The 16,023-nt window shown below is 38.4% G+C and carries 11 protein-coding genes; all 11 read left to right on the forward strand.

The window, feature by feature from the left end; all coding sequences use genetic code 11:
* The first annotated feature begins 948 nt into the window (after positions 1–948).
* The 11 genes from ACFOY7_RS05505 (at position 949) to ACFOY7_RS05555 (ending at position 15,811) form a co-directional block, all read left to right on the forward strand.
* The gene (locus ACFOY7_RS05505; protein ID WP_390250195.1) at positions 949–1,788 is read left to right on the forward strand and encodes an AraC family transcriptional regulator; all 840 of its coding nucleotides are present in this window, start codon (positions 949–951) and stop codon (positions 1,786–1,788) included.
* 654 nt (positions 1,789–2,442) lie between these two features.
* Positions 2,443–4,575, forward strand: coding sequence for a glycosyl hydrolase 53 family protein (locus tag ACFOY7_RS05510; RefSeq protein ID WP_390250197.1), 2,133 nt, complete (start codon positions 2,443–2,445; stop codon positions 4,573–4,575).
* 484 nt (positions 4,576–5,059) lie between these two features.
* Positions 5,060–6,445: a VWA domain-containing protein gene (locus tag ACFOY7_RS05515; protein WP_390250199.1), complete on the forward strand. Its 1,386-nt coding sequence runs from the start codon at positions 5,060–5,062 to the stop codon at positions 6,443–6,445.
* A 304-nt stretch (positions 6,446–6,749) separates the two neighbouring features.
* Positions 6,750–7,511 carry a MerR family transcriptional regulator gene (locus ACFOY7_RS05520; protein WP_390250201.1) on the forward strand — a complete coding sequence of 254 codons (762 nt, stop codon included), beginning with the start codon at positions 6,750–6,752 and terminating at the stop codon, positions 7,509–7,511.
* Positions 7,512–7,552: 41 nt separating this feature from the next.
* Positions 7,553–8,272 carry a CPBP family intramembrane glutamic endopeptidase gene (locus ACFOY7_RS05525; RefSeq protein ID WP_390250204.1) on the forward strand — a complete coding sequence of 240 codons (720 nt, stop codon included), beginning with the start codon at positions 7,553–7,555 and terminating at the stop codon, positions 8,270–8,272.
* A gap of 414 nt (positions 8,273–8,686) precedes the next feature.
* Entirely contained in the window at positions 8,687–9,529 is an 843-nt protein-coding gene (licT, locus tag ACFOY7_RS05530; protein WP_390250206.1) for a BglG family transcription antiterminator LicT, read from the forward strand.
* A 190-nt stretch (positions 9,530–9,719) separates the two neighbouring features.
* On the forward strand, positions 9,720–11,579 hold the full coding sequence (locus ACFOY7_RS05535) for a beta-glucoside-specific PTS transporter subunit IIABC (RefSeq protein ID WP_390250208.1): 1,860 nt from the start codon (positions 9,720–9,722) through the stop codon (positions 11,577–11,579).
* A 117-nt stretch (positions 11,580–11,696) separates the two neighbouring features.
* Positions 11,697–13,115, forward strand: a complete 1,419-nt coding sequence (locus tag ACFOY7_RS05540) for a glycoside hydrolase family 1 protein (RefSeq protein ID WP_390250210.1) — start codon at positions 11,697–11,699, stop codon at positions 13,113–13,115.
* 17 nt (positions 13,116–13,132) lie between these two features.
* Entirely contained in the window at positions 13,133–14,572 is a 1,440-nt protein-coding gene (locus tag ACFOY7_RS05545; RefSeq protein WP_390250212.1) for a glycoside hydrolase family 1 protein, read from the forward strand.
* A 194-nt stretch (positions 14,573–14,766) separates the two neighbouring features.
* Entirely contained in the window at positions 14,767–15,153 is a 387-nt protein-coding gene (locus tag ACFOY7_RS05550; RefSeq protein WP_390250214.1) for a CidA/LrgA family protein, read from the forward strand.
* A complete protein-coding gene (locus ACFOY7_RS05555; protein ID WP_390250216.1) occupies positions 15,131–15,811 on the forward strand; it encodes an LrgB family protein in 681 nt (226 codons plus the stop codon). Before ACFOY7_RS05550 ends, ACFOY7_RS05555 begins: the two co-directional genes overlap by 23 nt.
* Positions 15,812–16,023: the final 212 nt, after the last annotated feature.

Raw genomic sequence — 16,023 nt, forward strand, 5'->3', positions numbered from 1 at the left:
TACTAGCCACAGAATAAGGGAGAATGTCCTCCCTATATTTTACCAAACTACTTGATTCAGACTGTCGTTCTTCCGAGTAGTCTGGAGCCTCATATAATAAATTCCATCAATCAATAATGGATGATTTTATTATGACAGGTTTTTATCAAATAACAAAGAAGAACGGCTATTTGCCTGCTTTTGAGTTTAATTACAGTTTAAAAGTGCTGGAAACAGATACGATAAAATATCTAGACGAATCTCCCATACATAATATCAAATCAAATTGTCTGAGCAGCTGGCTTTTTCACCACACCATCAGAAAAGTCACCAATAAAGGCTGCTAAGAAAATGAGGGTAAATCTAAATCAGTTTCCTTCCCCAAGAAACATAATAGGACAATGGTTAATAATCCCAGTAATCGATTAACTAACCCCCAAGTTGAAAAGAGGTCATGAAGTATCCCTCCTAAAATAATCCATGACGTAAAATACGGTAAGTATACGAGTTTTTGAATAGAGCGTTTTAAGGACATTTGGCGTATTTTCTTGAAACGAGATTATAATCCCATCTTTTTTTCGGGATTGGCACGGACTTTTACTTTTGGTATATTTAGATTGGATTTACTGGTTTTTAACATGGTCTCCTCCTCAACTGATTAAAAGTTAAACTTATTTCAAATTGTAAACGCTTTCCGATATAGCGTTTTTTTTAAGATGCTAAAAAAACTTTAAGAAAAAAATCATTTCATTTTTTTAAGAAAAAGAATCATTATTGGATGCCACTTCACTCCGACTATCACATCTAGAAGTCACTTACGATCACTTTTGTTTCTTGATACTGGTAAAATTCTGATTGAGTGTTTGTTCAACTTACGCTTAGTACGCAGAAAATTCCTTGTTTGCGGCATGTTTGAAGAGAATGTTAAAGGATAGGGAAGTAAAGAAACATGGATAAGGTGGGTTGATTATGTATAAAGAAAAGGTGAGATATGAGTATATTACAGTGGAAGAATCGTTGCCTCTATTCGTTGAGAGTGTTGGTTTTAATACTAAAGAATTGAATTTTAGCAGGGCAAGTGGATATCCATACTATCACTGGCTCCAAACTGTGGAGGGAGAAGGAAGTTTTTCCTATGATGGGCAGGAATACATCTTATCAAAGGGCAGGGGAATTTTATTAAAGCCTTTTACCCCACATAACTATTTTTCCAAAAGTAAAGAGTGGTCTACCATTTATGTGACGTTTGGGGGTCAATCTGTAGCATCTATTTTAGAATCTTTAAATATGGATTCTTCTAAAATGTATATGAACTTACAAGAAATAAAATCGGAGGATATCATTAAAGAAATGTTAATGAAGATTGAATCAGATGCGGAGTTTTCTAGGCTGGATCTCTCCATCTATTTATATAACTTTATTGTGAAATTAAAGAAGTATGGAAAAATGAATAGTCAGCCACCTTTATCACATTTATATGATAAAGTGCGCCATATTGTGGAGTGGCTGGAGGAATCCTATGGGGAAGACATTACTTTAAACGACATGGCATCTAAGTTAAATGTTAGTTCACAATACTTAAATCGCCTGTTCCATCATACGTTCAAGGTAAGTCCCTACACATTTTTAATCCAACTTAGAATAAGGAAGGCAAAAGAAATACTGCTGGAAAAACCGGATCTCCCCTTAAAGAATATTGCTATTTCTACTGGATTTAATGATGTTAGTTATTTTGTAGCAACTTTTAAAAAGAGAGAGGGCATTACACCGAAGAAATACCGGGATATATTTGTCCGGAAACAGGAATAACTGCACGATGAATGATAAATTTTAAAATTCCAGGGAATAAGCAGTCTCTATTCGAAATCGAAAGCTACAGGGGAATGCCAAAGAATTCATAATTAAATTTACGATAGGAAGATGTTTCTTTCATTATGGGAGCCGGGTTTAAGTATGTTTAAAATATTTCTGTCTAAAAAGACTAATAGTCCTGGGTGGGCTATTTTACTGCGTTGATTAGTTTCAAATTCTTATATTTTCTGTAGAACATTGTTGTACAGCATAGTGAAAAATTTATTTACAATGAAAAAAAGGCTTCATTGAATGTCTGGAGCACAGTTCAGCACGGGATGCGCCTAATATCGCAATTGCTTATATTCTTCAAAGCTCTGCAAATTGTAGATTAACGCTATTGGCTTCATTATAAAATTCGATCCTTCGAACAGGTCTCACTAAAAAATGCGAAAGAATTGATATTAAGGCTGGATATATTCTCTGGCTTCAATATACCTTTACTTAGGAGAGAGCTCTGTTACATTCCAATGTTCAGTGGCATTCTTTAAGAAAAGGAAGGTCCAATATCAGAGAAAAGGAGGGAGATTCATAGAATTATAAACAGTGGCCTTGGTATTTATGCAACACGTCTTATTTTGAACAAGAAAACAAATAGGAGGGAATGTGTGCATGAAGAAGCATTTATTTGTGAAGAAAGTGACTATCCTTTTGATGACTGTATTAGTAGTAGGAGCATTATTTTTCAGCGTGCCAACAGCAGCTTATTATGGAAGCGCAGACATTTCTCCAGCATATACTAATTTAACAACGAAAAGCTGGGTTTCTGCTGAAGCTGGAACAGGGGATGCTAAATTAGCCATCGACCAAGATGCAACAACATACTGGGATGCAGGGTCTGTGTCAGAGAAAAGCTGGCTTATGGTAGATCTTGGGGGAACGTATGCCGGAATGAAAAAAGTAGAGGTTGTTTTCCCATCATTTGATGCTGAATACAAATACATGCTGGAAGCATCAAGTGACGGAGAAGAGTGGTTTACTATTTCCGATCAATCACAAGCATCGGTAATTGGAGGAGAGGACGTTCTTATTCAAGAGAGTCCAGATATAAGATATTTGAAAGCAACATTATTGGACGTTTCCGATGGTGCAGTGGCTGGAATTGCTGAGATCCGGACAAATAACTACCTATTGAAGGAAAATCTTACGATAGGTGCAGACTTATCTTGGGATACAGCATTTTTAAACAGGACATATACTACAAATAGCAACACAGATGTGCCATCCTCGGATGGACGCATGATTGGCACCATGCATGAGTTAGGGATGACATCTGCACGGTTCAGGGTTTGGAATGAGCCGCGCAGTGAAAATACAGGAACTCCTGTTACCCATGTTAATGGTAGCATGAATCCAGAAGATACATTAAATAAGTCTTTATATGTAAATGATATAGGTATGAAGGTAGGTATTGATTTCCATTATTCGGACAGCTGGGCAGACCCAAGTAAACAGATTAAGCCAAAGTCTTGGAAGGACTTAAGTTTTGATGAGCTTGTTGAGGCAGTATATGACTTTACCTATGAAGTCACAGAAGCACATATAGATGCTGGGGTTACCCCTTATTATATTCAGGTAGGAAATGAAATTATAGACGGAACACTATGGGGAAATGAAAAGGTTCCAACTGGAAATGAACCAAGATATGCGATAGAAGATCCTTCTTATACAGCACAACCAGGCGGTGAATTGTTATGGGAGTACTGGGGATCAGACGACCCGGCGGAACAGGCAGCGTATGACGCAGCATGGGATCGCTTTACAAGACTCATTGATGCAGGACTTCGGGCTACTAAAGATGCATCTCCCGAATCCAAAACAAAAATTCACGTCATTGTAGGTAAAACCAGTTTGCAGAAAACGCAAGAATTTTGGCGCCAACTGACTTCAAGACTAAAAGAAGATTATAATAATGACTTTGATATCATGTCTATTTCTTATTACCCTGAGTGGCATGGACCAATGGAAAATTTAAGTAGAAACCTTCATGCATTTGCTACTGAGTTTCCTGAATATGAGCTAGCGGTATCAGAGACTTCTCATCGAGCGTCTGGAGGTCCGTCTGATACTGGGTATCCAAATACTATTCAAGGGCAAGCGGACTTTTTGATTGATGTTATGCGTGGAGCAAATGATACTATTAATAATTCAGTATCTACTGTATTGGTTTGGGAGCCAGCGGTCTGGCAGTCTATGTTTACAGAATTAGGTGATAACTGGTTTCAAGCAAACGACTCTACACGAATATTCCGTAACGCATTTAGTAACTATATCCCTAAGACGAATGACTATCTAATAACAGATCTATATAAAACACCGGTTCTTGCTGAAACAATAGAAGTATTAAATCTTGATACAAATACGATAGAAAGCACAACTGTAGCTTGGGATGAGTTACCAGAACAAGCATATTCCACATTAGGATCTTTTACAGTGAACGGCAAGACAGAATATGGTGATGTAACCGCACATGTTGCTGTAGTTATGTCTGCGGACGTGTTGGAGAAAATGACGAAGGAAAAGGTGGATGCAGGAGAAGTTTCCGGGCCTTTGGTACCACAGTTGACAAATTCGTTGAAACAAGCAAAACATCATTTTGATCGCGGTTCAACAGAAAATGCGATGAAGTTCATAGATAAATATTTACGTCATCTGGAACGGAAGGCAAATGAAAGAAATATAACAGAGGAAGCAAAAGCAGACCTCATTAATCATGCGAACATGTTACTCGATGCTTGGGAGTAAGATAAGGAGATATAAGTGAAACCAGGGATTCTCCAAGAGAAACCCTGGTTTCATATCTGAAATGACCAGGGAAATGAGGCAAAAAAAAACACCTATGCTGCCACGGTCCTGTATTTCTACAGGGCTGTGGCAATTTAATTTTAAAAAAGGTCGCGGTGTTAGGCAGGGAATTCGAGACAGTGGTGGGAGTGTTGCTAGAAGAAGTGAGGACCTCTTTTACTAAATATGATTCTGGAATAAAAGGTTACCGACCTGATTTTATAGTAGATAAAACTTATTGGGTAGATGCACTTCCTTCATTGTAATTTAATAATGGAAAAGACCTATAACACAGACCTTTTACCTTTAGTGTTTTAGTTGCCAGGAACCATTTATTCCATTTTTAACTAATATGTATGGTTTTTGTGTTATACTCTAGTCGGAAAATCACTATGGAATTTGTAATATTAAATACTATTGATGATTCGCTAAAGGAGAGTATTAGATGAAAATTGGCAGACTATTAGGTTATGGGATGATTATCAGCATTCTCTTTTTTGCAGGTTGTTCTAATGATACAAGTAATCAGGAGAATAATGAACAGCCGGAAAATATGGAATCAAGTAATAAAAGCATAGAAATGGCTAATTCTGAAGCTAGTCATAGTACCAATGAACATTATTTACAGTATTTCACAGAGGATCCTGAGGAAATGGTGCAACTGGAACCAGGCCCCTATAGTGGAGACAATTACGATCTGGAGGCAATAAAGAAAGAGATCGAAGGATTTCCATTAGGGGAATCAAAGGAAGACTATTATTATCGATTGATTTCTTTGATTGCAGAGGATTATCGTTTTTTCTATGAAGCAATGCAAGATGTCGATACTTCCTTTGATACACCAACTGCACAACCTGATGGGGAACTAAGTACACCAGAAGGGGTAATCGGTCCAAAAATGAATGTCCAGATTTTACTTGACTCAAGCGGGAGTATGGGAGGAGAGATAGATGGTATTAGTAAGATGAAACTAGCGAAAGATGCTGTCCAATCTTTTGTAGAAGAGCTTCCAGAAGAAGCCCAAGTTTCCTTGCGTGTATACGGTCATAAAGGTACAAGTGATCCAGCCGATTGGGAGTTATCCTGTAGTAGTTCAGAACAAATTTATCCACTTAGTGAATTGAATCAAGAAGAATTTACAGCATCGCTTGAGCAATTTTCCCCAGCTGGTTGGACTCCGTTAGCGAAGTCTATGGAAGAAGCGTTGAATGATTTAAAAGACCAGACAGGGGAAAATGTGAACAATATTATCTATATTGTTAGTGATGGTATGGAAACATGTGATGGGGATCCTGTCCAAACTGCTAAAAGTCTGAACCAATCAGATGTAGAGGCTGTTGTTAATATTATTGGCTTTGATTTAGACGATGAAGGTCAAGATGCACTTAAGGAAGTCGCAGAAGCCGGCAATGGTGAATATTCGACAGTCCATTCAAAAGAAGAATTACAAAAGTTTTTTGAGCAGGCGAAACGAGAACTCCGTTCAGAATGGCTGCGCTGGTCTAATGAGAATGTAAGCCACTATATCGAATCACAGAGTGAAAGAGTTAATGCTCTATTTGATACAGAAAAAGAAGCCAGAGAACTTGCGAGAATAGAGCGAGAGCGAATGGAGGAAATTGTTACATACTGGAATGAACAATTAAGCGAAGAAGATAGTGATTTAGAGATACGGCCTTTTGAAGCAAGACAAAGAACACGCAATTTAAGATCATATTTATTTAACACTGCTTATCCATACCGACAGGAATTAAGGAATAAAGGTTTAGAGCTGAGAAATGAAATTCGTGATAAGGCAGGCGAAGAGCGGGAAAAGTTGAAAAATGAATAGTTTGCATTTATTTAATTATCTGAAACACCGGGTCGGATACTTTTAAAGGGGCAATTACAAGTTTTTGCGTGCAAAACAGCACAACTGGGGGTATTTACCACATGTTGTGCTGTCTTTTATTTTTTATATGACTACATATATTCACAAAATTGATAAGTCTCAGCCTTCAATAAAACAGAAATATTATCAAGTTGACATTCACTAATCTAACTATCGTGATTACAGCTGTTACTGAAATAACACTTGAACCTCCACCTACTGGAGGGCTTATAATGAAAATATAACTTAGATGGGAGGAGTGCTGATGAATGATAAGAAAGAGTTTTCGATTGGCGAATTTTCAAAAAGAACCGGAATATCGATTCGTAATTTACGTTACTATGACGAGATAGGTCTTCTGGCGCCAGAAAAACATCCATCTTCAGGTCACCGAGTATATAAGCATCAGGATATTATTACATTGCAAAAGGTTCTTAGCCTGAAATTTCTTGGGTACAGCCTGGAGGCTATTCAGCAATTACTGCATCAATCAAGTTTTTCCGTCGATTTGAATGAGACATTAGCACATCACTTGAATGCATTAGAAGAGGAAAAAGCGAAGATAGAAAAATCCATGAATGCAATCAGACGGGTTATCAGTTTACTGAATGTGGAAGGAGAAGTTGATAGTAATCTATTATTCAGTCTTATTAACGGATTGCCCGCAGAACATATGCAAAAAAATTGGCTGGAACACCATGATTTAACGGATGTGGCCGAAGGGTTGTCACAGAAAACAGCAGAAGAAAATATGAAGTTAGATCACCTATTTGTTCAAGTGACGAAGAAAGCCAAACAATTATACGGCAAACCAATAGCGGACCGGGAAGTACAGACAATGGTGGAGACGTATGTGGAAGCCACGTATGCTTTTCTTGGCGATGATTTAATCCAGCTGATAACCAATGTAAATTTGGAAGAACAGGAATTGCAGGAGCTTAATGACATGACTCCTTCCCCTTTTACTGAAGACGAACAGAAATGGCTTGTCAAAGCTATTGACTATTATATGGAAAAAGCGAGATAATAGCCGACATTGCAAATATTTCTTTGATAAGGAGAATGCAAATGGATATCATTATTTGGTTGCTATTATTGTTTCTATTAACCTATGAACCTGTAATTGGTTATCTGGATTTTCAAAAGTTTGGACAAGGAGTGAAAACAGACCCAAACGCCAGAATAAAATATTATAACAATGCAATTATTGGATTATGGGTACCAACAATCATCATTGTATTCCTGATTTTATTTACAGAATTAACATTCAAAGAAATCGGTCTTACACTTCCCGTCATCAACACAGAGCCACTGGGCAAATGGGTAACATATCTTGGACTTGGAACAGGTTTAATTTATATAGTGTCTATCTTGTATTATGTAATTGGCTATCAATTCAGTGATAAGATTAGAAGAGAGATATCGATAAAGAAAAAGGAAGAATGGGAGAAGTCCGTTGTTGCCCTGCTATTGCCTGTTACAGAAAAGGAGAAAAAGAGATGGAATTATGTCTCTTTAACAGCAGGGCTGACAGAAGAGGTTATATACAGGGGTTTTGCTATTTTTGCTTTCGCTTATTTATTTCCAAACCTATCCACTTGGATAATTATACTATTAGCATCTCTAACTTTTGGCCTTGCACATACCTACCAAGGTTTTGTGATGGGGGTTATTAGAACTGCTATCTTTGCTGGTTTATTTTGCATTATATTTATCTCGACAGGTTCGATAATACCCCTGATTATTCTTCACTTTTTAATAGACTATATTGCGAAGTTAGGTGAATGAAAGATAGAATTGGCATTATCGGGAACTGTCTATATTAAGTGAGATACCCTCAAAGCAAACACTTTCTAAATGTTTTATTTACGTATATCGGCATCAATTAAACAATTTTCAGAAAAACAGGTTGACGTAACTCAATCCTTATTATATAATACAACTTAGTAAAAGAAAAGAAAACGCTTTACACAATTTAATGATTATCAGGGTGTTACTGAAGAAGGCATAACCTGGATGGAAATACAAGCTATTTTATACTTGTGTTCATCCAGGTTTTTTTGTGTATAGTAAGTTATATTTCATGCATATGGGCAAAGTAATCTAAGTCATGCATCAATACTGCTGGGTTACCCATGTTTTTTAAAAATTCACATTAGTCTCCTGATGATATACAGATCTAACAGGCAGGGAGGAGAGACTATGAAATTAAAGAAGGCCTTAAATAATAATGTAGTATTAGCGAAAACAGATACTCACCAAGAAGTAGTTGTTTTCGGTAGTGGGATTTCCTTTAAATTAAAACCAGGAGATCCGATAGATGAGAGCAAAATAAGCAAAGTTTTTACATTGCAAACGAGAGACATCTCGATGAAGCTTGCCAACTTATTAAAAGAAGTTCCCGTTGAATATGTTGAGATTGCTCAGGATATTATTAGCTACGCTAGTAATAAGATGAATGTATCGATAAGTGATTATACGATTTTAACACTAACCGATCACATCTATTTTGCCATTAAACGATATCAGCAAGGCGAACAAATCCGCAATGTATTATTGTGGGAGGCAAAGAAATTTTATAAAACAGAGTTTGAAATTGGATTGAAAGCGTTAGAAATCGTCAAAGGAAAGACAGGGATAGCCTTTGATGAGGATGAAGCTGGCTTCATTGCCTTGCATCTAGTAAATACACAGGTAGAAGGAAATGAGATCGATAAGACGATCAAGATTACGAACATTGTCCAGGATATTTTAGGTATTATCAAATATCATTTCAAAATGGATTTTGATGAGGATTCTTGGAATTATGGGAGGCTTGTTACTCATTTAAAGTTCTTTGCACAGCGCATTATCGCAAAAGATCGTATCGATAATGAAGAAGATGATTTGTTTAACCAGGTCAATCATAAATATCCGGAAGCGTTTGAATGTGTAAAAAGGATTGAGACATATGTGTTAAATGGATATGGTACCCAAATAACACATGCCGAGATGGTTTATCTCGTGTTACACATCGCACGTGTTACGAGTCGGAATAAATACTAATTTAATGACAACAGGGTGTTACTGAAGAAGGCATAACCTGAATTGATGTAGTCTCGCGAGGACAGAACTTCGCGAAAATACTATATCATGGGGGTTATGTCTTTTTTATATATAAGAAAACAAATATAGCCGGTATGGCAGTAGATTGTTGAGTTTTTAAAAAAAAAGAGACCTTAGGGGGTAAAACAAGATGGCTGATCAAAAACAATTAGCTAAGAAAATAATAGAAGGAGTAGGCGGCGAATCCAATGTTAACAGTCTTTATCACTGTATGACACGTCTTCGCTTTAAGCTGAAGGATGGAAGCAAATTTAATAAAAGTGAAATCGAGCAACTGGATGGTGTTGTTTCAGCGCTGGAAAGTAATGGACAGTACCAGGTTGTTATTGGCAACAATGTAAAAGCTGTTCATGATGCAATTATGGACTTATATGATATCAATAGTGCATCATCATCGAGTAACACAAACAATGAGAAAACAAAAAACCCGGTTGCCAAGCTTTTTAACATTATGTCTGGTATTATTACACCAATCGTACCGACATTAGCTGGATCCGGTATGCTAAAAGCACTACTCGTTATTTTAACAACATATTTTGGGCTTTCAGAGGAAAGTAGCACGTACTTAATCTTGAGTGCTGCGGCTAATGCGGTATTCTATTTCTTCCCACTGGCATTAGCGGTATCTGCCGCGAAAGTGTACGGAGTGAATATATTTGTATCGTTAGCGATTATGGGTGCTTTACTTGAGCCGAAATTCACAGGTTTAATGACGGAAGTAGGGGATATCGTCGATTTTGCTGGACTTCCCATTGTACTAATGGGTTATAGTGGACAAATCATTCCTGCAATTTTAGCTATATGGTTATATTCTTATTTGGAAAAATTCTTGAACAAAGTAATTCCTCAAGTGATTCAAATGTTTGCTGTACCTATGCTTGCCTTATTGATCATGGTACCTTTAACAGCAGGTTTAATTGGCCCGTTCGGAGTATATGTTGGTAATGGCATTGCTTCTGGTATTGACTTTATGAGCAGCACAAGTGGTATGTTAACTGGCGCAATTATCGGTGCAGGTTGGACATTCCTTGTTATGTTCGGAATTCACTGGGGGATTGTTCCTGCGATGTTACAAAACTTAAGTACAACTGGTTATGATACGATCCGCCCACCGGTTGCCAACGCAACGTTTGCCCAAGCCGGTGTTGCATTCGGTGTTTTCTTAAAAGCGAAAGATAAAAAATTGAAGTCTTTAGCGATTTCCTCAATGATGCCAGCAATTTTAGCAGGTGTAACAGAGCCGATTGTTTATGGATTATCCGTTCGTTTAAAACGACCGATGATTGCCGCAGTTATTGGTGGTACGATTGGTGGTGGATTTGCTGGAGCGATGAATACAACCGTTATGGCATACGTATTCCCCGCATTAACAACATTACCAGCATTTATGACAGATACATTTGCTTACTATGTAATCAGTATTATCATTGCCTTCGTGTTAACAACTATTTTAACGTATGTGTTTGGTTTCGATGAAGGGTTATCAGATAAAGGTAAAGGGGAAACGAAACAGGATTCCAGTATAGAAGGTGGAAGATCAACGGTCGCTTCACCAATGACCGGAGACATTGTTTCATTAGACAAAGTGAATGATCCGGCATTTTCGACGGGGGCAATGGGTAAAGGTGTAGCCATTATTCCGACAGACGGAAAAGTATATGCACCCGTTTCTGGAAAAGTAACTACTTTATTTCATACAAAGCATGCGATCGGTTTAACATCTAACGATCAGACGGAAGTGCTTATCCATGTTGGTTTGGATACAGTGAAATTAGATGGGAAACATTTCGAAGCGTATGTTAAGCAAGATGATAACGTGGAACAAGGTCAGCTGTTATTGGAGTTTGATTTAGAAGCAATTAAAGCGGAAGGCTATGACGTAACGACACCAATTATTATTACAAACTCTAATGATTATACTGATGTGATTGAAACAGATAAAGGATCTGTCACAAAAGAAGATGTACTATTATCAACTGTTTCCTTGTAAGTAGCGCGGATAATCTCACCGAGATATAGGAATGGAATGGGATCCCTTAAAAAGGAAATTGCCCGTTCAATTCTATCAATTGATTTTTGAATATCGAAGTAGTAGGAGTGATTTGTAATGCCAATCGAAAGACAAGCTTTTCCAGATGACTTTTTATGGGGAGGTGCGATCGCAGCTAACCAGGCAGAAGGGGCTTGGAATGAAGGTGGAAAAGGTCCTGCCATTAGTGATGTAATCAGAAATGGAATAGTTGGTGGTCAGTTTGACGGCGAAGTAGTGGAAGGACATTATTACGCCAGTCATGAGGCGATAGACTTTTACCACCGCTATAAAGAAGATATTGCTTTGTTTGCGGAAGCTGGTTTAAAGTGTTTCCGAACATCAATCGCATGGTCGCGTATTTACCCGAATGGTGATGACGAAGTTCCCAATGAAAAAGGATTGCAGTTTTACGATGATTTATTTGATGAGTTATTAAAGTATGGGATTGAGCCAGTGATTACGATTTCCCACTTTGAAATCCCTCTGCATTTAATTACTGCATACGGTGGATGGAAGAATCGTAAGCTGATAGATTTTTATACCCGATATGTCGAGACGATATTAACGAGATATAAAGACAAGATAAAGTATTGGATGAACTTTAACGAAATTAATCATTTTCATACCATCCCGTTAGCGGCTGGTGGAATTTTAATAGAAGATGAAGAGACTAAGTTGCAAACTATTTATCAGGCATCCCATCATGTGTTTGTTGCTAGTGCGAAAGCAGCGAAGCTTTGCCATGACATTATTCCAGATGGGATGATGGGTGCGATGCTGTCACTTAGTCCAATCTATCCACATACGTGTCATCCGGACGATATTTTTGAATCATATCAGCTCAGACGGCGGTCGCTGTTCTACTCAGATGTGATGATTCGCGGTGTCTATCCGAGTTATGTGAAGCGGATTTGGCACGAGCATGGCATTGAAGTGGAGATGGAAGAAGGGGATCTTTCTTTTATAAAAGAACATACGGTAGACTATTTAGGTTTCAGTTACTATCGGAGCTCCACGCATCAAGCAGGCATGCCGATTCTGGGGAATACAGGTGGGATTATTGGTAAGGATAATCCTTACCTGGAAAAAACAGAATGGGGCTGGCCGATCGATCCGCAGGGATTGCGTTATGTTTGTAATGAGCTGTATGACCGTTATAACATTCCGTTATTTATCGTGGAAAATGGGTTTGGTGGCAAGGATGAGTTTAATGCAAACGGTGAAATAGAGGATAGCGACCGTATTGAATATATTCAAAAGCACTTAATCAAAATTAATGAGGCGATCATGGATGGCTGTGAAATTATCGGTTACACCTGGTGGGGACCGATCGATATTGTCAGTGCGGGAACCGGAGAGATGGAAAAACGCTATGGCTTTATTCACGTCGATAAAGACAACCGTGGGAAAGGAACGTTAAACAGGACGAAGAAGAAAAGCTTCCAATGGTATAAGCAAGTTATTGAGTCTAATGGTAAATCAATCTACGATTAATAGGAGGAGACTGCATAATGGAGCATAAACAAAGAGTACCATTTACAAAAGATTTCTTATGGGGAGCGGCTTCAGCTGCATACCAGGTAGAAGGTGCATGGAACGAGGATGGCAAAGGCCCGTCCGTATGGGATGTTTTTGTACGAAAAGAAGGCACTACTTATAAAGGAACGAACGGCGATGTGGCAGTCGATCACTATCACCGCTATAAAGAAGACGTACAGTTAATGGCGGAACAAGGCTTAAAAACCTATCGATTCTCGATTGCATGGAGTCGGATTTATCCGACTGGTAACGGAGAAGTGAATGAAAAAGGTTTAGCTTTTTATGATCGCTTAATTGATGAATTACTTGCGAATAATATCGAGCCGATGATTACCCTTTATCACTGGGATGTTCCACAGGCACTTATGGATCAATACGGTGGCTGGGAATCCAGACAAATCATTGAGGATTTTAACAACTATGCGATTACACTGTATAAACGATACGGAGATCGTGTAAAATACTGGATTTCGCTCAATGAGCAAAACTATTTCGTAAGTTACGGCTATGAGACGGCGCTTCATCCGCCAGGAGTCAAGGACCGCAAGCGATTTTATGAAGTGAATCACATTGCGAACCTTGCGAATGCAAAGGTGATTCAATCGTTTAGAAAATATGTCCCAGACGGGAAAATTGGTCCGAGCTTTGCTTATAAGCCATACTATCCACTCAATTCTCATCCGGATAACATGCTTGCTTTTGAGAATGCAGAGGATCTGCAAAACTATCTGTGGATGGACATTTACGCATGGGGAAAGTATCCGATCACAGCCTGGAAACACCTTGAGGAGCATGGTTTAACGCCAACGATTGAGGAAGGCGATTTCGAATTATTAGCATCCGCAAAGCCGGATTTCATGGGTGTGAACTATTACCGGACGCAAACAGTGGAACACAACCCGCTCGAGGGCGGAATTGGCGTCGGTGTGAAAAACACGACTGGAAAAAAAGGATCTACGAAGGATTCTGGTGTCCCGGGAATGTTTAAAACAACCGCAAATCCACATGTAGAATCGACTAATTGGGATTGGGATATTGATCCACAAGGCTTGCGTGTCGGTTTACGAAGAATCGCGACTCGCTATGGATTGCCGGTTCTTATTACGGAAAACGGCTTAGGGGAATTTGATACACTCGAAGAAAATGACATCGTTAATGATGACTACCGCATTAATTATATAAAGTCACACCTAGAGGCCATTCAAGATGCGATGACAGATGGAGTAGAAGTTTTGGGCTACTGTGCGTGGTCATTCACTGATTTACTAAGCTGGTTAAACGGCTACCAGAAACGATACGGTTTCGTTTATGTTGATCGGGATGAGGAAAGTGAAAAAGAGCTGCGTAGAATAAAAAAGAAAAGTTATTATTGGTATCAACAAGTAATTGAATCGAATGGTGAATCATTGTAAAAGGCTTTTCTCATCGAAACAAATTTGCTCACCATAAGAAAAAATTCACAATCTTATGGAGTGTAACAAAATTTCAGCAATGAGTTCCTAATGAGGAAACAGCTTGTAGCTGGTTAAAACCTTGCCCGTGAAAATATCAATTAGCATAAATGCTAGTTGATATTTTCATTTTAATAGAAAGGGATGTTAATGAAATGCGTAATTTACTCCTATTGTTTTTCCAACTTGCTATCCTGTCTGCTATTTATCTCGTCTCCTCATTATTTGTTAAGATTATGCAAATACCAATTCCTGCTAGTGTTCTCGGTATGATCATTTTATACATATGTTTGGTAAAAGGAATTATTAAGTTGCACTATATTGAAAAAGCAGCTGCTTTTTTAATTAAACATCTCGCATTTTTCTTTATCCCATTTGCCGTTGGGTTAATGAAATATGGGGGAATGATTCAAACAAGTGGTTGGAAATGGTTGTTGATGATAGTCGGGAGTACGGTAATTGGACTATGGGTGACATCAGGACTTACCCAATATTTATCTAAAAAGGAGATGCAGAAACATGAGCGGTCTCACACTGTTTAGTATCGTTTTAACAATTCTCGTCTATATGGGAGCAAAGGCTTTATCCACTCGTGTGCGCACACCGCTAACTACACCGGTATTGTCAGCAACAATTATTCTCATTATTGTATTGTTAAGACTGGATATTAGCTATGAAGAGTATACCCCGGCAAAGGAATGGATGACTTTTTTGCTGGGACCTGCTACAGTAGCTCTAGCAGTCCCTCTATATATAAATCGAAGGGTAATCAAGGCCAGAGGGGGACAGGTGATCATAGGGTTAACCATCGGATGTCTAGCAACGATTGCTTCCGCGGTCTGGATTTCAAAGTTACTCGGATTACCTGAAATAATTCAGGCTACTGCTGCAGTTAAAGCAGTAACTACTCCTGTTGCGATTGAGACGGTAGTAATAATAGGCGGGGATCCAGCATTAGCTGCAGCGTTTGTTATTGCAGCGGGTATTTTTGGAGCTGTTTTTGGACCGCTTCTCTTATCAATCTTTCATATAGATGACCCCTTTTCACGCGGTCTTGGCATGGGGACTGTATCACATGGAATCGGAACAAGCCAGGCGATGGTTGAAGGATCATTACAAGGAGCCGTCTCTAGTGTAGCAATGGGGGCTGCTGCCATCCTAACCTCTATCATTCTTCCATGGTTGTACAGACTTTTCTAATCGTAGAGGCTTGTGTGTGTATCGCTTAATTGAAGATGAAAATATCCTTATTAAGAATGTTCAAATACCATAAATAAATCATTGAGGATGAAGTAAGTATGGATCTTAAAGTAAAACTCCATAGTTGACAGATACGAAGCTGTTTAATTTGACAATGTTCCACGTGAATCATCAAAAAAGATGAGGATTCGACAGTAACTGAATTTAAATAT

Origin of the sequence: Gracilibacillus xinjiangensis, assembly GCF_042651765.1 — a bacterium.
In the GTDB taxonomy this organism is placed as follows: Bacteria; Bacillota; Bacilli; order Bacillales; family Amphibacillaceae; genus Gracilibacillus; species Gracilibacillus xinjiangensis.